This is a genomic window from Flavobacterium sp. ALJ2, from assembly GCF_015594725.1.
In the GTDB taxonomy this organism is placed as follows: Bacteria; Bacteroidota; Bacteroidia; order Flavobacteriales; family Flavobacteriaceae; genus Flavobacterium.
Map to the genome: position 1 here is coordinate 187518 of NZ_JADNRC010000006.1, position 20263 is coordinate 207780.

Annotated in this window: 16 protein-coding genes; 5 read left to right on the top strand and 11 right to left on the bottom strand. The window is 31.7% G+C overall.

The features are described from left to right. Positions 1 to 14 precede the first annotated feature (14 nt). Entirely contained in the window at positions 15 to 1709 is a 1695-nt protein-coding gene (ettA, locus tag IUY40_RS08965; protein WP_195736524.1) for an energy-dependent translational throttle protein EttA, read from the top strand. 355 nt (positions 1710 to 2064) lie between these two features. On the opposite strand, the gene IUY40_RS08970 is transcribed toward ettA, so the two are convergent. The 3 genes from IUY40_RS08970 to IUY40_RS08980 form a co-directional block, all read right to left on the bottom strand. After that, positions 2065 to 2508: a thiol-disulfide oxidoreductase DCC family protein gene (locus tag IUY40_RS08970; RefSeq protein ID WP_195736525.1), complete on the bottom strand. Its 444-nt coding sequence runs from the start codon at positions 2506 to 2508 to the stop codon at positions 2065 to 2067. A 19-nt stretch (positions 2509 to 2527) separates the two neighbouring features. Further along, positions 2528 to 2833, bottom strand: a complete 306-nt coding sequence (locus tag IUY40_RS08975; protein ID WP_195736526.1) for a GIY-YIG nuclease family protein — start codon at positions 2831 to 2833, stop codon at positions 2528 to 2530. Positions 2834 to 3183: 350 nt separating this feature from the next. Then, a complete protein-coding gene (locus IUY40_RS08980; RefSeq protein WP_195736527.1) occupies positions 3184 to 5349 on the bottom strand; it encodes a DNA mismatch repair protein MutS in 2166 nt (721 codons plus the stop codon). A gap of 111 nt (positions 5350 to 5460) precedes the next feature. On the opposite strand from IUY40_RS08980, the gene ung reads away from it, so the two are divergent. Further along, positions 5461 to 6132, top strand: coding sequence for a uracil-DNA glycosylase (gene ung / locus IUY40_RS08985; RefSeq protein ID WP_195736528.1), 672 nt, complete (start codon positions 5461 to 5463; stop codon positions 6130 to 6132). Here the strand turns inward: ung and IUY40_RS08990 are convergent. The 8 genes from IUY40_RS08990 to IUY40_RS09025 all read right to left on the bottom strand — a co-directional run bounded on the left by IUY40_RS08990 (position 6129) and on the right by IUY40_RS09025 (position 16275). Further along, positions 6129 to 6512, bottom strand: coding sequence for a DUF4258 domain-containing protein (locus tag IUY40_RS08990; RefSeq protein WP_195736529.1), 384 nt, complete (start codon positions 6510 to 6512; stop codon positions 6129 to 6131). The two genes, ung and IUY40_RS08990, sit on opposite strands and share 4 nt — an antisense overlap. A 36-nt stretch (positions 6513 to 6548) precedes the next feature. Then, positions 6549 to 7748 carry an alanine dehydrogenase gene (locus IUY40_RS08995; RefSeq protein ID WP_195736530.1) on the bottom strand — a complete coding sequence of 400 codons (1200 nt, stop codon included), beginning with the start codon at positions 7746 to 7748 and terminating at the stop codon, positions 6549 to 6551. Positions 7749 to 7859: 111 nt separating this feature from the next. Then, a complete protein-coding gene (tsaE, locus tag IUY40_RS09000) occupies positions 7860 to 8267 on the bottom strand; it encodes a tRNA (adenosine(37)-N6)-threonylcarbamoyltransferase complex ATPase subunit type 1 TsaE (protein WP_195736531.1) in 408 nt (135 codons plus the stop codon). A gap of 74 nt (positions 8268 to 8341) precedes the next feature. Beyond that, positions 8342 to 9895 carry a bifunctional response regulator/alkaline phosphatase family protein gene (locus tag IUY40_RS09005; RefSeq protein WP_195736532.1) on the bottom strand — a complete coding sequence of 518 codons (1554 nt, stop codon included), beginning with the start codon at positions 9893 to 9895 and terminating at the stop codon, positions 8342 to 8344. A 171-nt stretch (positions 9896 to 10066) separates the two neighbouring features. Further along, positions 10067 to 11470 carry a TolC family protein gene (locus IUY40_RS09010; protein WP_195736533.1) on the bottom strand — a complete coding sequence of 468 codons (1404 nt, stop codon included), beginning with the start codon at positions 11468 to 11470 and terminating at the stop codon, positions 10067 to 10069. After that, the gene (locus IUY40_RS09015; RefSeq protein ID WP_195736534.1) at positions 11460 to 14630 is read right to left on the bottom strand and encodes an efflux RND transporter permease subunit; all 3171 of its coding nucleotides are present in this window, start codon (positions 14628 to 14630) and stop codon (positions 11460 to 11462) included. The genes IUY40_RS09010 and IUY40_RS09015 overlap by 11 nt, the downstream gene beginning before the upstream one ends. Before the next feature lie 8 nt (positions 14631 to 14638). Next, positions 14639 to 15760, bottom strand: a complete 1122-nt coding sequence (locus IUY40_RS09020) for an efflux RND transporter periplasmic adaptor subunit (protein ID WP_195736535.1) — start codon at positions 15758 to 15760, stop codon at positions 14639 to 14641. A gap of 17 nt (positions 15761 to 15777) precedes the next feature. After that, positions 15778 to 16275, bottom strand: coding sequence for an ArsR family transcriptional regulator (locus tag IUY40_RS09025; protein WP_195736536.1), 498 nt, complete (start codon positions 16273 to 16275; stop codon positions 15778 to 15780). A 236-nt stretch (positions 16276 to 16511) separates the two neighbouring features. Between IUY40_RS09025 and IUY40_RS09030 the strand changes: the two genes are divergently transcribed. Genes IUY40_RS09030 through IUY40_RS09040 form a run of 3 tightly spaced genes read left to right on the top strand, consistent with a single transcriptional unit; the run spans position 16512 to position 20206 of the window. Then, positions 16512 to 17741, top strand: coding sequence for an HD domain-containing protein (locus tag IUY40_RS09030; protein ID WP_195736537.1), 1230 nt, complete (start codon positions 16512 to 16514; stop codon positions 17739 to 17741). A 40-nt stretch (positions 17742 to 17781) separates the two neighbouring features. Beyond that, complete coding sequence (gene lpxD / locus IUY40_RS09035; RefSeq protein ID WP_195736538.1) at positions 17782 to 18825, top strand: UDP-3-O-(3-hydroxymyristoyl)glucosamine N-acyltransferase; 1044 nt, start codon at positions 17782 to 17784, stop codon at positions 18823 to 18825. Next, positions 18818 to 20206 carry a bifunctional UDP-3-O-[3-hydroxymyristoyl] N-acetylglucosamine deacetylase/3-hydroxyacyl-ACP dehydratase gene (locus tag IUY40_RS09040; protein WP_195736539.1) on the top strand — a complete coding sequence of 463 codons (1389 nt, stop codon included), beginning with the start codon at positions 18818 to 18820 and terminating at the stop codon, positions 20204 to 20206. Before lpxD ends, IUY40_RS09040 begins: the two co-directional genes overlap by 8 nt. Positions 20207 to 20263: the final 57 nt, after the last annotated feature.

A 20263-nucleotide genomic window follows, 5' to 3' on the forward strand; every position in this document is an offset into this window, starting at 1 on the left:
AAAATAAATTTATAATGTCAGACGATAAGAAAGTAATTTTCTCCATGTCAAAACTGAGTAAAACATACTCAAGTAGCGACAAGCAAGTGCTAAAAAATATCTATCTAAGCTTTTTTTATGGAGCTAAAATTGGTATTTTAGGTTTAAATGGTTCAGGAAAATCTTCACTTTTGAAGATTATTGCTGGTGTTGATAAAAATTACCAAGGTGATGTAGTTTTTGCTCCAGGTTATACAGTAGGATACCTAGAACAAGAACCTCAATTAGATGATGAAAAAACAGTTATTGAAATTGTTCGTGAAGGAGTTGCCGAGACAATGGCAGTTCTTGAAGAGTACAATAAAATAAATGACTTATTTGGTCTTCCAGAAAACTATGAAGATGCCGATAAAATGGACAAGTTGATGGATCGTCAAGCTGCTTTGCAAGATAAAATTGACGCATTAGGAGCTTGGGAAATCGATACCAAACTAGAAATTGCAATGGATGCGTTACGTACTCCAGACGGAGATACACCAATCAAAAACCTTTCAGGAGGAGAGCGTCGTCGTGTTGCATTATGTCGTTTATTGTTACAACAGCCTGATGTATTGTTACTTGATGAGCCTACCAACCACTTAGATGCTGAGTCGGTATTATGGTTAGAACAACACTTAGCACAATATGCTGGAACTGTAATTGCTGTAACGCACGATAGATATTTCCTTGATAATGTTGCTGGTTGGATTTTAGAGCTAGATAGAGGTGAAGGTATTCCTTGGAAAGGAAATTATTCTTCTTGGTTAGATCAAAAATCAAGCAGAATGGCACTTGAAGAAAAAGTAGCTTCAAAACGTCGTAAAAACTTAGAACGTGAGCTTGACTGGGTTCGTCAAGGTGCAAAAGGCCGTCAGACAAAACAAAAAGCACGTTTACAGAATTACGATAAATTATTAAACGAAGATCAAAAACAACTAGATGAAAATCTAGAGATTTATATCCCGAACGGTCCACGTTTAGGAACAAATGTTATTGAAGCTAAAAATGTTGCCAAAGCTTTTGGAGATAAATTATTATATGATAATTTAAATTTCACTTTACCACAAGCTGGAATTGTTGGAATTATAGGACCAAATGGTGCTGGTAAATCAACTATTTTCAGAATGATTATGGGGGAGGAAAAGCCAGATAATGGTGAATTTGCTATAGGTGAAACTGTTAAAATTGCTTATGTCGATCAAGCCCATTCTAATATTGATCCAAACAAATCAATCTGGGAAAACTTCTGTGATGGACAGGAATTAATCATGATGGGCGGACGTCAAGTAAACTCACGTGCTTACTTAAGCCGTTTCAACTTTGGCGGAAGCGATCAAAACAAAAAAGTTTCAACATTGTCTGGTGGTGAGCGTAACCGTTTGCATCTTGCAATGACATTGAAAGAAGAAGGAAACGTACTTTTACTAGATGAGCCTACCAATGATTTGGATGTAAATACACTTCGAGCACTTGAAGAAGGTTTGGAGAATTTTGCCGGTTGTGCAGTAGTTATTTCTCACGACAGATGGTTCTTAGATAGAATATGTACGCACATATTAGCCTTCGAAGGAAACTCAGAAGTATATTATTTCGAAGGAGGTTTCTCTGAATATGAAGAAAATAAAAAGAAACGTTTAGGTGGAGATTTGACTCCAAAACGTCTGAAATACAGAAAATTAATAAGAAGCTAATTTCTTATCAACCACAAAAAAGCCTCAAATTGAATTATTTGAGGCTTTTTTTATATAATAACTTAATGTTTTTTGAAGCTAATTTCCGCTGTATGCTCTGTATATTTTTAAATAAAATAAAAATAAAAAAGAAGCCACTAGTATTTGGGCTAGAAATATAGTATTCAGTTTAAAGTTGCTATTTGTAGTTTCATTAGAAATTTAGAAATGATAAGAATTTGTCAAATCAAAATTTAATCGGCTTACTGTTTTTTTTTAGCGGTAGCAATTTTAATAATTTATTTTCATTCGAAGTAGAAAGATTGTGTACAACCAAATTTAGTATAAAATAAAACCTAGGTGCTAAAATAAAGTCTTACAAAAACTTAGCATTTAATTCAGGAGTAGGAATCATGCAACTTTCCTTTTTTCCATACCACTTATATCTGTTTTTGGCAATATAATTATACAATGGATCTCTCAAAAAAATAGGGATTATTTTAAAAATAGAAAACCAACTCCAAAAAACTCCAAGATTTTCGGCTATTGCAATTGCGGCTCCGGATTTATAATAATAAGCTATTCCTGGTTCGTAAAATATAACACTATCAACTTTAGATGTATCGACTCCAATATGCTTACAAATTTCTTTTCCAATTTCAGATTGTAAAGCTGTAAAACGAAAAACATCTTTTTTGTCATGTTTAATAATAAACTGCACAGCTGAATCGCATAAATTACAAACTCCGTCAAAGAGAATTATTTTTTTGTTCTCAGCCGTCTTTGCGAGGAAGGAAGGAATCTCAATTTGTTTATTCATTTCTAACATACAAAACTTTTTACACAGTCATTATATCCTTAATTTCTTCAAACAAATCTTTCCAAGTTGGATTTATTGAACGAATTAAATCATTTTTAGCTTGTCTTGAACCTGCTTTTATTTGTTTTTCTCTACCAATGGCATCACCAATCCACTGAAATTGTTCATAATAAACTAATATGTCCAAATTATAACGAGCAGAAAATGAGTTTGGATATCTTTTCTCTTTATGCTCTAGAATTCTTTGCGGAAGATTTGAAGTCACCCCAACATACACTACTGTTTGGTGTTTATTTGTGATAATATAAATAAAACCTGGTTTCATATTTTTTTATTTATCATGTCATTGCGAGGAACGAAGCAATCTCCTTCAGTAATTTACAACATCTAGACAAATGTTAGTGAGATTGCTTCGTTCCTCGCAATGACACAGATTGCGATTTTTTCATAATTAAAAAGCAAAAATTTCGTTATTGTTTTTATCTATCAAAACTAACAATCTTATAAATTTAATAAATCAAAAAACAGCTTTCACAGATAACTTTTAATAGGTTTTTTAAAATCTTCCAGCTCATTAATCATCTTTTTGAAGATGTTTATTTAAATCGCTTTATTTAGATTTTAGTCCAAATTTGATATTTATAATGACTGAAAACTGCAGCAAAAACTGAAAATCTATTTTTTACCGGCTTCTACAAATTCCAATTCATCCAAACTTACTTTCGAAGTAAAGACACCATAATTTACTGTAGCTTTATTTTTTTCGATAGAGTCAATACTTCCTACTGATCTTCCATCTATCATTCGAACACGGTCTCCAACTTTTAAAGTTACTTTTGGTTTTTCGACAACAGCTTTTAATTTTTTTTCTTTTTTCTCTTTTCGAATTTCTTCTACCTGAACTGTTACTTCAGCAATAACTTCTTTTTTCTTTTCAACTATTGCTTTTGCTTCTTTTGGAGTTGCTTTTTTACGTTTAGAATTTTCAATTTCAATAATCTTCAAAAATTCTCCTATCAGTTCTTTTTTATTTTTATTATTGAAATACTTTTCTGAAATGTCTTCAATCTTTTGTCCTATATAAATTGTCTTTTGATTACTATCATATAATTCCTGATAGCTTTCTAGTTTTTGTTTTATCTTGACATTTATATTTTCCATCTTATTACTCTCTGCACGAGCTCTTGTTTCTTCTTCTTTTAAATTCAAAGAAGTTTTTTCTAATTTAGAACGCTCTTTTTGTAATGTTGCAATAGTTTTATCAAAACGAACTTTTCCGATTTCGATTTTCTTTTTCGCACGATTTATTAAACCATACGGAATTCCATTTTTTAATGCTACTTCAAATGTAAACGAACTTCCCGCTTGTCCAAGAACTAACTTATACATAGGCTCTAATGATTTTTCATCAAAAAGCATATTTGCGTTTGTTGCACAAGGCAGTTCATTTGCCAAAATCTTAAGGTTAGAATAATGTGTAGTTATAATCCCGAATGCTTCACGATGGTAAAATTCTTCCAAGAAAATTTCAGCTAAAGCTCCACCTAATTCAGGATCTGAACCTGTTCCAAATTCATCAATCAAAAACATTGTTTTACGATTGCATTTCTTAAGGAAATAATTCATGTTTTTTAATCTATAACTATAAGTACTCAGATGATTTTCAATAGATTGATTATCTCCAATATCCGTTAAAATTCTATCAAATAAAAAAGTCTCACTACGTTCATGCACAGGAATTAACATTCCTGATTGCAACATTAATTGTAATAACCCAACCGTTTTAAGAGAGATAGTCTTACCTCCCGCATTTGGACCAGATATAACAATAATTCTATTATCTTGCTTTAATTCAATGGTTTGAGGGTGCGTAACTTCATTCTTTTGTTTGTTATTTAAGTACAAAATCGGATGAAAAGCATCTCTAAAATACAGACGACGTTCTTCAGTAATTGTTGGTAAAATACCATTTATCTTATTAGCATATTTTGCTTTGGCGGCTACAACATCTATATCACTTAAAAAAGCCTGATATTCTATCAATAAAGATAAATAGGGACGAATGGCATTTGACAATTGTTTTAAAATACGAGTAATTTCTTCTTTTTCCTCATATTCTAAATTACTCAATTCTCTTGAATATTGTAAAGTTGTCTCTGGTTCGATATAAGCGATGCTTCCTGTTTTTGAACTCCCTAAAATAGAGCCTTTTACCTTGCGACGATACATCGCTAGAACGGCCAAAACTCTACGGTTTTGTACAAAACTTTCCTTAATATCATCCAGATAGCCTAAGCTATTATATTGTGTTAGGGCTATACCAAAGCTTTGATTTACTTTTCCTCTAACTAAATTCATATCGCGACGAATATTAGATAATTCAGGAGATGCATTGTCTTTTATCTCTCCATACTTATCCACAACTACATCTATTTGCGAAATAATTTCTTTGGTAAACTCAACTTGTGAAGCTCTGATATTTAAATTAGGATAATAGTCGTCGAATTTTTTTAAGAAATTCAATAAAAAATTAACTGTAGATGATAGTGTTGCAATTTTTCTAAAACTTCCAACTTCAAGAAAACTATCTTCGATTGCTAAAAATTTAATTTCATAGCTTATTGCATCAAAGCCATGATTGGGGATTGCATTATTATTTTGGAAAGATGATACATACTCTGATGTTTGCATTAATGCTTGCATCAAAGTTTCTTTATCTCTAAATGGTGTTATTTCTAAAGCTTTTTGCTTGCCTATATCAGTATTACAGATATCCGAAATGGTTTCGAGTACTGTAGGAAATTGTAAATCTTGTAATGTTTTATCAGTAATAGATATCATATTATATCATAAGTTGTAAAGTTTCAAAGTTACAAAGTTTTGAAACTAAATAGTAGTATTAATTGGTACTTTGCAAAAAACTTTACTTAATTTGTAGTAAAATTTAGTAAAATGAAAATCAACCTCAATCCAGATTGGCAAACAGTATTGTTAGAAGAAATAGAAAAACCCTATTTTAATGATTTGATAGTATCGGTAGAAGAAGAATACAAAAACCATACTTGCTATCCTCCAATTGATTTAGTTTTTTCAGCATTTAATCATTGTGCTTTTCAAGATGTAAAAGTCGTTATCATCGGACAAGATCCTTATCATGGAGTAGGCGAGGCAAATGGTTTAAGCTTTTCAGTAAATGATAATATAAAAATCCCTCCTTCACTTCGTAATATTTACAAAGAATTAAATACTGATTTTGATTCAATTTTTATGCCTAGCTCTGGTAATTTAGAATCTTGGGCAAAACAAGGAGTATTACTTTTGAATGCTTCATTAACGGTTCGAAAAGACACGCCTAACAGCCACAAACATTTAAAATGGAATTTGTTTACTGACGCAGTGATCCAGGCAATATCCGATAAAAAAGAAAATGTAGTTTTCTTATTATGGGGTGCATTTGCTCAAAAGAAAGGTCGCAAAATAGATACTTCAAAACATTTTGTTCTGGAATCTGGTCATCCATCACCTATGAGTGCAAATCAAGGAAAATGGTTCGGAAACAAACACTTTACCAAAACAAATGTATTTTTAAAATCAAAGGAAATTTCTGAAATTCAATGGCACTAATCAGCCTGTTTTTTTTCTATAGATTCTAAAACAGCTTTTCCAGGATAATTGATTACTTTAAGTATTACTTCTTGATTCTTCAAAGTCTTACCTTCTATAACGTATAATTTTCCTTTTTTGTATTCTGTATTGCTTTTATCAAAATCTACATCTCCAAATTTTAATGTATTTTTAATATCTAGTGTATCAATCCATTTTTCAGCCAAAACTTTAGATGCCTCATCTGAATAGTGAAATGGTTTATTTCTTAAATCATTTAAAACTCTTGAATTGGGGAAATAATTACAACGTGTATCTTTACCACTAAATACAAGCGCTACAAAGAAAGATCCAATAACTAAACCAATTAAATAATAAGCAAAACGATGTACAAATTTCATGAATTCTATTTTTGGCAAAGGTACACTAAAGTTGCCTTAAAAAACAAGTAAATTAATATCATTATCAGGTAAATCAAACCATTCACCTATAGCTTTGTTAGTCAAAATTCCATGATATATATAGACACCATTTTTTAAGCCTTTATCGCGTCTTATGGCACTTTCTATTCCTCCATCTTCTGCAATTTGCAATAAATAAGGTGTAATAATATTACTTATTGAAAGTGAAGCTGTTTTAGAATACCTTGAAGGAATATTAGGTACACAATAATGTAGGACATTACTTTTTATAAACGTTGGTTTTTCATGAGTTGTCACTTCTGATGTTTCAAAACAACCACCTGTATCAATACTCACATCTACAATTACTGCTCCTTTTTTCATGTGCTCTACCATAGTTTCGGTCACAATAATTGGGCAACGTTCTTTTCCTCGCATAGCACCAATTGCCACATCACAACGCCTTAAAGCTTTCAATAAGGCCTTTGGTTGTATGGTTGATGTGAAAACTCGCTGATTTAAATTGTTTTGTAATCGACGTAGTTTAGTAATTGAATTATCAAAAACTTTGACAGTCGCTCCAAGTCCAATAGCCGTTTTTGCAGCAAATTCACCAACAGTTCCTGCTCCTAAAATTACAACATCAGTAGGAGGGACGCCAGTAATATTACCAAACAACAATCCTTTCCCAATCTCATCAGTGATCATTAATTCCGCTGCGATTAGTATTGATGCTGTTCCCGCAATTTCACTTAATGATTTCACAGCAGGATAGGAGCCGTCTTCATCTTTTATATATTCAAATGCTAATGCAGTAATTTTTTTCTGAGCTAAAGCTTCAAAATATGCCTTTTTCTTAGTTTTTAATTGAATCGCCGAAATCAAAATTGTTTCTGGATTAATTAATTTAATTTCTGCAATCGTTGGTGGTTCAACCTTTAACAACATCGGACAAGCAAAAACTCGCTTAGTATCCTTCGTTACTTCTGCACCTGCATCACTATATTCTTTGTCTGTATAACTCGAACTTTCACCAGCTCCAGATTCAATCATTACTCTATGGCCCTGATAAGTAAGTGAATTTACTGCATCCGGTGTTAAACAAATACGACGTTCCTGGTAGCTTGTTTCCTTAGGAACACCAATAAAAAGTTCTCTCTTGTATTTGCCAATCTCAAGTTTTTCTTCTTGAGGCAACAAATCTTGTTTCGTAAATGGAGTTATCGTTATTGACATTGTATATGCAAAATTAAGTGTACAAATTACGTAAAAAGTTTTTAATAAAACAGTATTTTAAAGGCTAATACACTTTGCCTCAAGAAGAATAAATTTAGTTAATGATTTAAATCAAACTAACTTCAATAAACGCTTTCCATCAGATAATAATTCGATTGTAATAACCGAATGTTCATCAGGAATTAAACTTGGTATTTTTTCTGACCATTCTATAAAACACCAATTTCCTGAATATAAATAATCATCAACTCCCATATCTAAAGCTTCAGTTTCATGATTTAACCTATAAAAATCAAAATGATAAACTAGTTGATTATCATTTGTTTGATATTCATTAACTAAAGAAAAAGTTGGACTGTTTGTTGACCCCTCAATCCCTAGTTTTTTACATAATTGCTTAATTAGCGTTGTTTTACCAACACCCATTTCTCCATTAAAAAGAAGAATTTTATTTGGGTTTTGAGCCAAAATTTTTTCTGTAACTTCCTGAATTTGATCTAACGAAAAAGTAATTTCCATTTTGATTTTTATGATATTTTTTAAACTTAATTCTTTATACTTCTAGAGTGAACAGTAGCTAAACAATTCTTCTCTTACTTAGGATTAAATATCAAGAATGGGATAATCATTTCTTCTAATGAAATTCCACCATGCTGATAGGTATTTTTATAATAACTCACATAATGATTATAATTATTTACGTAAGCTAAAAATAAATCATTTTTTGCAAAAATAAACGAACTACTCATATTTATAGTAGGTAATCCTATTTTTTTTGGTTCTTTTACAACATATACATCTTTATGCTCATAGGTTAAACTACGCCCTGTCTTGTATCGCAGATTTAAACTTGTATTTTTATCTCCTACTACTTTTGACGGATTCTTCACATTGATTGTACCGTGATCTGTAGTAAGAATTAATTTAAACCCTAAATGCTGAGCCTGTTGTATGATTTCTAATAAGGGAGAGTTTTTGAACCAGCTCAATGTCAGCGATCGGTATGCTTTATCATCAGAAGCCAATTCTTTTACAACATCTAGCTCTGTTTTGGCATGTGATAACATATCAACAAAATTATAAACTATAGTAACAAGATCATTGTTTTTTAATGCCTTAAAATTTTCAGCTAGTTTTTTCCCACTTGCCAAATTGGTAATCTTAAAATAATCTTCTTTTATATTTAATCCCAAACGTTTTAGTTGTGCACTTAAAAATTCAGCTTCAAATAAATTTTTTCCTCCTTCTTCTACATCATTTTTCCAATATTCTGGAAATTGTTTTTCCATTTCTGTAGGTAGCAAACCTGAGAATATTGCATTTCTGGCATATTGAGTTGCTGTTGGAAGTATAGAGAAATAGGGAACTTCTTTTTCTAACTTATAATAGTTACCTACTACAGTTTCAAATGATTTCCATTGGTCGTAACGTAAATTATCTATTACTACAAACAAAATAGGCTTGTCTTTCTTTTTTATTTCTGGAACTACCAATTCTTTAAATAAGGTATGGGATTGAATTGGTTTATCTGCTTTTGGTGCAAACCAGTCTTCGTAATTACGCTCTATGAATTTACCAAATTGTGAATTAGCTTCTACTTTTTGAGACTCCAAAATCTGAATCATACCTTGATCATTAATATTTTCAAGTTCTAATTCCCAGAAAACTAGTTTTTTATACAGTTCTATCCAATCTTCATAAGAATTTACCATCGCCATTTCCATAGCAATTTTTCGAAATTCCTTTTGATAGTCTAATGTCGTCTTTTCAGAAATTAATCTTGAATGATCTAGATTTTTCTTTAGACTTAATAAAATCTGATTTGGATTCACAGGTTTTATTAAATAATCAGCTATTTTAGAACCGATAGCTTCTTCCATGATATACTCTTCTTCACTTTTGGTAATCATAATCATCGGAATGGTTGATTTTTTTTCTTTCATTTCCGAAAGTGTCTCTAATCCGCTCATTCCAGGCATGTTTTCATCAAGAAAAACAATATCAAAATTGTCTTCTTCAAAAATTGAAATAGCATCAAGACCATTATTACAAGTCGTTATTGCATAGTTTTTTTTCTCCAAAAACAGTATGTGTGGCTTTAATAAGTCGATTTCATCATCAACCCAAAGTATTTTTATCTTATCCATAATTATATAGCTTGTTCAAAATTGTTAAATCTAAGTGGCAATTTACTTCTTTTTAAAACGGCTATTTATTAATATTATGATAATTTTTAGTATAAAAAAACAAAACCACTGAGTATATAATTACGCAGTGGTTTTTAATATAAAATTAATAAGTAACCTAATTATGAAATCTTACTGCCATCCACCACCAAGGGCTCTGTATAATTGAATAATGGCATTATATTGTGAAAATTTATTATCTATTAAAGTTAATTCTACATTTAACGCATTATCTTTTGCAGTAAGAACTTCTAAATAATTGACTAAACCATATTTCAATAATTCATCTGAATAATCTGTAGCTACTTTTAATGCATCTACTTGTTTCTGACGAATTACAATTTTATTGGTTTCGTTGTTATACTGGGCTAATGCATCTGAAACTTCTTTTCCTGCATTTAACAGTGATTGTTCAAATTGGATATATGCCTTTTCTTGATTTGCTTTAGCTATTTCTAAATTTGTTTTATTCAAACGTTGATTAAAAATTGGCTGTGTTAGTCCTGTTAGAATGTTAGCAAAAAATGAATTTGAACTGAACCATTCTTTAAGGTCTATACTTTGTAATCCTCCAGTTGCAGTAATCTTAAATGTTGGGTAAAAATTACTTCTTGCAACATTTGTTCTTTCAAAATTTGAAATCAAATTATACTCTGCGGCAATTACATCTGGTCTGTTTCTTAACAAAGTTGCAGGTACTCCAAGTGTAATATCTGGCTGCATTTTTTGCGCTTCAAAACTGCTTCTTTCTACTTTAGTAGGTGCTACTCCTAAAAGAATACTCATTTTGTTTTCAAAAAGTATCGTGCTAACTTTTAAATCAGCAATGATAATTTCTGTAGCATATTTCTGAGCCTCAGTTTGTTTAACTCCAACTTCGGTAACATTTCCTGCATCTTTTAAAGCAACAATCGTTTCAATACTTTCGATTCGGTTGATCAAAGTCTTTTCTGATAATTTAATTTGCTCATCTATTGCAATCAATTGATAGTAAGTTGCTGCAATATCTGCAATTAACTGTGTTTTAACAGCTTGATTTGCAGCTGTTGTTTGTAAGTAAGCTGCGTTTGTTGCACGTTTATTACTTCTTATTTTCCCCCAAATATCAGCTTCCCATCCTAAAGTTCCTGCTACTTGATATTGATCGGTACTACGATTTTGAAGTAAAGCTCCAAATTGACTGTTTTTAGACAACTGTTGATGTGTCCAGTCTGTACCAACAGAAAGAGTAGGGAAGTACCCCGCTTTTCCTTGTTTCATTGAAGCTTCGGCTGCTGCAATATTTTGCATTGCAATTCGAATATCTAAGTTGTTTTCTAATCCTTTTCTAATATAACCTTGCAAAATAGGATCCGTAAAAATTTTATCCCAAGAAAGATTTGCCATTGAAGTACTGTCTTTTGCAACTACTTCAGTTCTATATAAATTCTCAGTTTCGATATCCTTAGGTCTTTCGTAATCTTTTGCAACGAAGCAGGATTGCATAACAGTTGCCGTTAAGGCAACTGTTACTATTTTATATACATTATTTTTCATTTTCTTCGTCTAAAAGTGTAACATCTGATTGTTGCTCTGTAAATGGTTTTCCAGAGATTCTTTCTTGTAAGCTTTGGAAAATAATAAACAATATTGGAATTACAAATACTCCAAAAATTGTTCCTATCAACATTCCACCTACAGCTCCCATACCGATTGAACGGTTACCTACAGCTCCAACTCCTGATGCTAATGCCAATGGCGTTAAACCAAAAATAAAAGCAAGAGAGGTCATTAAAATAGGACGTAAACGTGCTTTTGCACCTTCTATCGCAGCTTGTGTTAAGTCCATTCCGTGTCGACGCCTTTGTATGGCAAACTCAACAATCAGAATGGCATTTTTGGCCAGTAGTCCTATAAGCATTATCAGTGCTACCTGGAAATAAATGTTGTTTTCTAATCCAGCAAGCTTCACAAATCCAATTGCACCAGCAATTCCTACAGGTAATGAAAGTAATACTGCTAATGGAACTAAGTAACTTTCGTATTGTGCACTTAATAAGAAATATACAAATATTAAACTCAACAAGAATACTCCTGCTGCCTGACTACCTGCAAGAATCTCTTCACGTGTCATTCCAGAGAATTCGTAAGTATAGCTTTTAGGTAAATGCTGAGCTGCTACTTCTTGAACTGCTTTAATTGCATCTCCAGAACTATAACCTGGTTTTGCTTTACCATTTACGTTTACAGCTTTTAACATGTTAAAACGTGCCACGGCTTCTGGTCCATAAATTCTTTTAAAATCGACAAACTGATTTATGGCAACTTGCTGTCCCGCAGCATTCTTAACATAAATAGTATTAATAGATTCTAAAGTTGCTCTATCAGACGGTTTTGCCTGAATCATTACACGATATTGCTTACCGAATTTATTAAAATCTGTAGTATACAATCCTCCATAATACCCTTGCATAGTATTAAAAATTTCAGAAATCGAAACTCCTGCATTCTTAGCTCTTTCTACATTAATATCCATTTGATATTGTGGAAAGTTAGGGTTGAAGTTTGTAATAGCATATTGAATCTCAGGTCTTTTCATTAATTCCCCTAAGAATTCATTACTTACTTTACTAACAGTTGCCCAATCATCATCACCTTTGTCTTGAATTTTTAATTCAAATCCATCTGCAGATCCGAAACCTTGTACACTCGGAGGTGTAAAGAATAATGCTTTAGCATCTTTAAAATGCGCAGTTCTTCCAAATAGTTCACCAACAACGGCATCTACGGATTGGTTTGCTTCTTTACGATATTTCCAGTCTTTTAATTTAATTACTGTAAAAGCATATGAACCTCCATTTACACTATTTAATAAACTAAAACCAACAACACTCATTCTTGATTCAACAATATCCATTGAGGCTAAAATAGAATCCAATTCATTAACTGCTTTTTGAGTTTTCTCGATTGTTGTTCCTGGAGGAAGTGTTAAATCAGCCATAATAATTCCTCTATCCTCATTAGGAATAAATCCTGAAGGAGTAATTTGGAATAAGAAGATTGTAATCGCAGTGAATACTAATAATCCTGATATTGCGACCCATTTTTTTCTTGCTAAAAACCCTAAAGACTTAACATATTTATTATTCATTCTATCAAAACTAGTATTGAAAGCAATGAAAAATCTATCTTTAAAATTTTTCTTATGGTGTTCTGATGCTTCATGAGGTTTTAAGAATAGAGCACATAATGCCGGACTTAAAGTCAGTGCATTAATAGCCGAAATCAAAATCGCAATTGCTAATGTAATTGCAAACTGTTGATAGAAAACCCCTGACGGACCACTTAAGAATGATACTGGTATAAATACCGCTGACATTACTAATGTGATAGAAATAATAGCCCCTGTAATTTCGCTCATTGCAGAAACAGTAGCTTCTTTTCCTGATTTAGCTCCTTCATCTAATTTGGCGTGCACAGCCTCGACGACGACAATTGCATCATCGACCACAATACCAATAGCCAAAATCATAGCAAACAATGTTAACATATTGATAGAGAATCCAAATACCTGCAGGAAGAAGAACGTACCTATAATTGCTACAGGAACTGCTATTGCAGGAATTAATGTAGAACGGAAATCCTGTAAGAATAAAAACACTACAATAAATACCAATATAAAAGCTTCAATCAATGTTGAGATTACTTTTTCTATCGATGCATCAAGGAACGTTTTTGTATTATACGGAATTACGTAATCTACACCTTTTGGAAAGTCTGGTTTAGCATCATCCAAAATGGTCATAACTTCGGTAATGATATCTTGTGCATTCGATCCAGAAGTTTGGAATATTCCAACAGCAACACCTTGTTTACCCATTGCAATATTCTTATTTCCATAGTTAAAAGCTCCCAACTCTACAGTTGCAACATCTTTTAAATGGACAAAATTGCCATTACCAGTAGCTTTGATAATAATATTTTCGTAATCCTTAATCTCTGAAAGACGTCCTTTATATTTTATTACATATTCATAAATACCATCAGCATTTTCTCCAAATTTTCCTGGAGCGGCTTCTACATTTTGTTCTTGTAATGCTGCCTGAATATCTTTTGGAGCTACATTGTAAGCTGCCATTTTTTCTGGATTAATCCAGATTCTCATAGAGTAATCTTTAGCTCCAAAAACATTTATTTGTCCTACACCTTTAACACGTTGTAATTTTGGTACAAGGTTAATTTTGGCATAATTCTGAATATAAGTTTCATCAAAATCTTTATTGTTCGAATACAAAGCAAAGAACATTAAAGCACTCGTTTGACTTTTCAGTGTTGTAACACCTGTTTGTACAACTGCTTGAGGTAATTTACTAGTAGCACGAGAAACTCTATTTTGAACGTTTACCGCAGCGATATCTGGGTCAACTCCAAGTTCAAAATAAACAGATATTTTCGCAGAACCATCATTAGCTGCAGAAGATGTCATGTATGTCATTCCTTCCACACCATTTATTTCTTCTTCTAGAGGAATTACAACACTATTTAATACTGTTTCAGCATTTGCTCCAGTATATGTTGCAGTTACCTGAACAGTTGGCGGGGCAATTTCTGGGTATTGTTCTACGGGTAACGACATCAATCCTAAAACACCCAGTATGGTGATTAAGATAGATATTACCGTCGAGAGAACTGGTCTTTCTATAAACGTCTTTAACATCTTGTATATTATTTTTTAGCTGAAGTATTTTTTGTTTCTGCTGTCTCAACAGCTGGGTCTTTAACAGGCTGCGGTGTAATTTCCATATCATCTTTTAATTTAGATGCTCCTTCTACAATTACAACGTCTCCATCTTTTAATCCACTAGTAACTATGAAGTCTAAACCTGAGGTTCCATTAGTTTCAACAATTGTAGATTTTACTTTGTTTCCTTTTTCAACAATATAAAGGGTTTGTTTTCCCTGCACTTCGAAAATTGCATTTTGAGGAACCAACATCACATTTTTTTGTTCGATAGGCAAACGTAAAATTCCAGTACTACCACTTCTTAAAATTCCTTGAGGATTATTAAAATCTGCTCTAAATTGCGTATTTCCTGTTGCAGAATCTACTAAACCATTCATTGTAGCAATTTTTCCTTTTTGGTCGTATTCTGTATTATCAACTAAAACCAATGAAACTGGTGGTGCAGATTTTAATTTTTCTGCTGTAGTTGCTCCTTTAAATGTTTTATTAAAGAATAATAACTGTTTTTCATTCATTGAGAAATAAGCACGAACAATTTTTGTGTCAGATACAGTTGTTAAAGGAACTTCGCTAGTAGCACTAACTAAGCTTCCTTCTCTAAAAGGCAATCCTCCAATTACTCCATTTACAGGAGAAACGATTGTTCCGTACCCAATATTTGCAGCAATACTGCCATAAGTACTTTTAGCTTGTGCTAATTTAGCTTTGGCTGTTTCCAATTGAACAACACTAATGATCTTTCTGTCAACTAGTGGTTTTAATCTATCAACTTCTACTTGCGCAGCTTGAACAGAAGCTTTAGCAGCAGACGCGTCTTGATTTAGAGTTTGAGTTTCAAGTTTAAAAAGTAATTGTCCTTTTTTAACAACCTGACCTTCATCAACATAAATTTTTTGGATATACCCATTCACTTTTGGGCGGATTTCAACATTATGCTGTCCTTCGAGATTTGCACTATACTCTTGATATACTACAGCATCTTGTAATGAAATTGTTCTTACTGGGAACGGAGCTGGACCTTGTGGCGGAGCTTGTTCTTCCTTTTTTTTACATGACGCAAAAACCAACATGATAGCTATTAGGGAGAATGTGATATTCTTCATTTGAATTTAAATTTGATTTATGATTTATTATTAACTTTTTCTATTTCTACGAATTCTACAATTGTTTCTCGTAACAATTCTTCAACTTTTTTAACGTGACTTTTATATGCTTTTGCATGTTCTAGGTTAATTCTTTCTTCTGGACTATCCATTGTTTTTTCTCTATAAGTAATCATTTTATCAATTATTTTTTTTTCAATCTCAATTATTTTTAAATAATTTGCAAATCGTTCACTAAAGGGGGATGGTCTGAAATATTTTTTTCTATCACCATGCAAAGTATAATAATCGATCTTTCCCATTTTTAAAAGAAAGTTCAAATTAGTTGATACTGTACTTTTGCTGGCACCAACTTTTTCGACTATTTGTTCAAAAGTCAAACCTGTCTTACATGCTTCAACTATTAATAGTCCCAAAATTCTTGAGCAAAGTGGTGGTAAATGATACACTGATTCGAAATGAATACCGAATAACTCTATAAGATCTTCTTTTTCCTTGTGTATACTAGTTTCCATGTTTTTTTTGACAAAGATAAAATTGGTTCGCAATTTACCGAACTAAACGAACTTAAATTTGTGTTAATTATTTGTTAGCTAAAAAAAAGCGTAATATTGCCTTTTCGTTCTACTAATTTAAATAAATATGATAACATTTCGTTATAAAATTTAATTTGTTTGCTTTTTTGCCTAAAATGTAAAACAGAATAAGTCTTTAATTAGTTATATTTGTTGACCTAAAAAATAACCAAATAGTGAATATTATAAATAAGCTGAAAATTTTCAATGATCCCATTTACGGCTTCATTTCCATTCCGAATGCTTTAATATATGATTTAATAGAGCATTCCTATTTTCAGCGTTTACGCCGAATTTCGCAAATGGGACTATCGTATTTGGTATATCCTGGAGCAAATCATACCCGTTTCCATCATGCCATAGGTTGTATGCATTTAATGCAAAAAGCAATTGAAACATTACGCTTTAAAGATGTTACAATATCTGCAGAAGAAGAAAACGCATTGTATGTAGCTATTTTGCTACACGATATAGGTCACGGACCATTTTCTCATGCTATGGAAAGAAGTATTGTTGAGGATGTAAATCATGAAGCTATTTCGTTATTATTTATGAATCAATTAAATATAGAGTTTGACGGAAAACTAAGTTTAGCTATTCAGATATTCAAAGGAGATTATCATAGGAAATTCATGTTGCAATTAATTTCTAGTCAACTAGATATGGATCGTATGGACTACCTTAAACGCGATAGTTTTTATAGTGGTGTAGCTGAAGGAAATGTTAACTCAGAACGCTTAATTCAAATGATGAACGTTGTAAATGATGTTCTGGTTATTGAAGAAAAAGGAATTTACTCTGTTGAAAAATTTTTACTTTCTCGCAGATTAATGTATTGGCAAGCATATTTACATAAAACAAGTTTAGTTGCAGAGCTTATTTTGACAAAAGTCTTAAAAAGAGCCAAAGAATTAACTTTAAAAGGAATTCACCTACCTTGTAGCGAACCTTTGTTATTTTTTATGCAAAACAAAATTAACTTAGAAACATTTACTCCTGAAACATTGGATTTATTTTCTCAATTGGATGATTTCGATATAATAGGAGCTTTAAAATCTTGGCAGAAACATGATGATTTTATACTTTCTACCTTAAGTAAAATGATAGTAAACAGGGATTTATTAAAAATTAAACTAACCAACGAAAAAGTATCGTTAGAGGAATTGCAAAGTTTAAAAGAACGATTTGCAACTCAAAATAATATCTCAGCAATCGATGCAAGTTATTTTATATATAGGGGGAAAATAAAAAATCAAGCTTACAGTAAAGAAGCCGAACCTATACGAATATTAAAAAAAGATAAGACAATTGAGGACGTTGTTGAAGCCTCAGACCAGCTGAATTTGAAATCGTTATCTAAATTGGTAACTAAGTATTATATATGCTATCCAAAACAACTGATTTAAAATTAACATTTAAAACCTATTTTTTTATATTTTTGTCGCAATGAAATTTACAGCAGAACAAATAGCAGAAATTTTAGGAGGTGAGATTGTTGGGAATCCCAATGCAGAAGTTTCTCGCTTATCTAAAATAGAAGAAGGTACAGAAGGATCTCTTACTTTCTTAGCTAATCCAAAATATATCAATCATATATATTCAACAAAAGCATCAGTAACTATTGTTAATGATACTTTTGTACCCGAAACAGAAATTAGCACAACATTAATTAAAGTTGATGATGCATATGCTTCATTTTCTAAATTACTAGAGTTTTATAATCAAGTAAAATTGAATAAAAACGGAATTGAACCACAATCTTTCTTATCTGAAAGTGTAAAACATGGAGAAAATCTGTATTTAGGAAGCTTTAGTTATGTAGGACAAAATGTAGTTTTAGGTAATGATGTCAAAATTTATCCTAACTCTTTTATCGGAGATAATGTTGTTATTGGTAATAATGTACATATTTTTGCAGGTGCAAAAATTTATTCCGAAACAATAATTGGAAACAATTGTACAATTCATTCGGGAACAATTATTGGTGCTGACGGATTTGGTTTTGTACCAAATGAAGAAGGCATTTATAGTAAAGTCCCGCAAATTGGCAATGTGATTATCGAAGATAATGTTGATATTGGAGCAAATACAACTATAGACAGAGCAACTTTAGGATCAACAATTATCCGAAAAGGAGTGAAGTTAGACAATCAGATACAGATTGCTCATAATGTAGAAATTGGTGAAAACACCGTAATTGCAGCTCAATCAGGTGTTGCTGGTTCTACAAAAATAGGTAAAAATGTTATGATTGGAGGACAAGTAGGTATTGCAGGACATTTAACTATTGGAAACAATGTTAGATTGCAAGCCCAGTCTGGAGTTGCCAGGAACATTAAAGATGACGAAATTTTACAAGGAACTCCTTCACTTGGATATACTGATTTTAATAAATCGTATGTTCATTTTAAGAATTTTCCAAAAATCGTTGCTGAAATAGAAGAATTAAAAAAACAAATATTAAACCAAAAAAATGGAAATAATGGTTAAACAGAAGACCATCAAGAAGGAAATTTCACTAACAGGAGTTGGACTACACACTGGAAAAGAAGTAACAATGACTTTTAAGCCTGCTCCAATAAATAATGGATTTACTTTTGTGAGAGTTGATTTGCAAGGACACCCTATTATTGAGGCTGATGCTAATTATGTAGTAAATACTCAAAGAGGGACAAATTTAGAAAAATTAGGAGTTAAAATTCAAACACCAGAGCACGTTTTAGCGGCGCTGGTTGGTTGTGATTTAGACAATGTTATAATCGAATTAAACGCATCAGAACTTCCTATCATGGATGGTTCATCTAAGTATTTTGTTGAAGCAATTGAAAAAGCTGAAATAGAAGAACAAGAAGCACAGCGTAATGTATATGTTGTTAAAGAAGTAATCTCTTTTACAGATGAAGCAACAGGAAGTGAAATTCTTGTTATGCCAAGTGATGATTACCAAGTTACAACTATGGTTGATTTTGGTACTAAAGTTTTAGGCACACAAAATGCAACATTAAAAAGCATTACCGATTTTAAATCAGAAATTTCAAATTCAAGAACATTTAGTTTTTTACATGAATTAGAATCTCTTTTAGAACACGGATTAATTAAAGGTGGAGACTTAAATAATGCAATTGTATATGTAGATAAAGAAATATCTGACTCTACGATGGAGAATTTAAAGAAAGCTTTCGGGAAAGATAAAATATCTGTTAAGCCAAACGGTATTTTAGACAATCTAACCTTGCATTATCCAAACGAAGCCGCAAGACATAAATTACTTGATGTTATTGGAGATTTAGCCTTAATCGGAGTAAGAATCCAAGGTAAAATTATTGCCAATAAACCAGGACATTTTGTAAATACTCAGTTTGCTAAAAAATTAGCAAAAATTATAAAAATAGAACAAAGAAACCATGTGCCAGTTTATGATTTAAATCTAGAGCCATTAATGGATATTAATAAAATCATGTCGGTTTTACCTCATAGACCTCCGTTTTTGTTAATCGACAGAATTATAGAAATGTCTGATAGTCATGTTGTTGGAATGAAGAATGTTACTATGAACGAAAACTTCTTTGTTGGTCACTTCCCTGAAGCCCCGGTTATGCCAGGTGTTTTAATTGTAGAAGCAATGGCACAAACAGGAGGTATCTTAGTATTAAGTACTGTCCCAGATCCAGAAAATTACTTGACTTATTTTATGAAAATAGACAATGTTAAGTTCAAACACAAAGTATTACCTGGAGATACATTAATATTTAAATGTGAATTAATTTCCCCAATAAGAAGAGGAATTTGTCACATGCAAGCAAATGCTTATGCAAATGGTAAATTAGTTACCGAAGCAGAATTAATGGCACAAATTGCAAAAAAACAATAAATAAAATAGTTAATTATTTAGATTTATTGTTTCAAAAAAAGACAATTTTAATTTAAA

Bases quoted from the DNA above. Each gene is read 5' to 3' on its own strand.
- tsaE (WP_195736531.1), bottom strand. From the start codon at position 8,267: ATGGAAATTACTTTTTCGTTAGATCAAATTCAGGAAGTTACAGAAAAA.
- IUY40_RS09010 (WP_195736533.1), bottom strand. From the start codon at position 11,470: ATGAAAAATAATGTATATAAAATAGTAACAGTTGCCTTAACGGCAACT.
- ung (WP_195736528.1), top strand. From the start codon at position 5,461: ATGAAAATCAACCTCAATCCAGATTGGCAAACAGTATTGTTAGAAGAA.
- lpxD (WP_195736538.1), top strand. From the start codon at position 17,782: ATGAAATTTACAGCAGAACAAATAGCAGAAATTTTAGGAGGTGAGATT.
- IUY40_RS08975 (WP_195736526.1), bottom strand. From the start codon at position 2,833: ATGAAACCAGGTTTTATTTATATTATCACAAATAAACACCAAACAGTA.
- IUY40_RS09005 (WP_195736532.1), bottom strand. From the start codon at position 9,895: ATGGATAAGATAAAAATACTTTGGGTTGATGATGAAATCGACTTATTA.
- IUY40_RS08990 (WP_195736529.1), bottom strand. From the start codon at position 6,512: ATGAAATTTGTACATCGTTTTGCTTATTATTTAATTGGTTTAGTTATT.
- IUY40_RS08980 (WP_195736527.1), bottom strand. From the start codon at position 5,349: ATGATATCTATTACTGATAAAACATTACAAGATTTACAATTTCCTACA.
- IUY40_RS08970 (WP_195736525.1), bottom strand. From the start codon at position 2,508: ATGAATAAACAAATTGAGATTCCTTCCTTCCTCGCAAAGACGGCTGAG.
- IUY40_RS09020 (WP_195736535.1), bottom strand. From the start codon at position 15,760: ATGAAGAATATCACATTCTCCCTAATAGCTATCATGTTGGTTTTTGCG.
- ettA (WP_195736524.1), top strand. From the start codon at position 15: ATGTCAGACGATAAGAAAGTAATTTTCTCCATGTCAAAACTGAGTAAA.
- IUY40_RS09040 (WP_195736539.1), top strand. From the start codon at position 18,818: ATGGTTAAACAGAAGACCATCAAGAAGGAAATTTCACTAACAGGAGTT.
- IUY40_RS09025 (WP_195736536.1), bottom strand. From the start codon at position 16,275: ATGGAAACTAGTATACACAAGGAAAAAGAAGATCTTATAGAGTTATTC.
- IUY40_RS08995 (WP_195736530.1), bottom strand. From the start codon at position 7,748: ATGTCAATAACGATAACTCCATTTACGAAACAAGATTTGTTGCCTCAA.
- IUY40_RS09015 (WP_195736534.1), bottom strand. From the start codon at position 14,630: ATGTTAAAGACGTTTATAGAAAGACCAGTTCTCTCGACGGTAATATCT.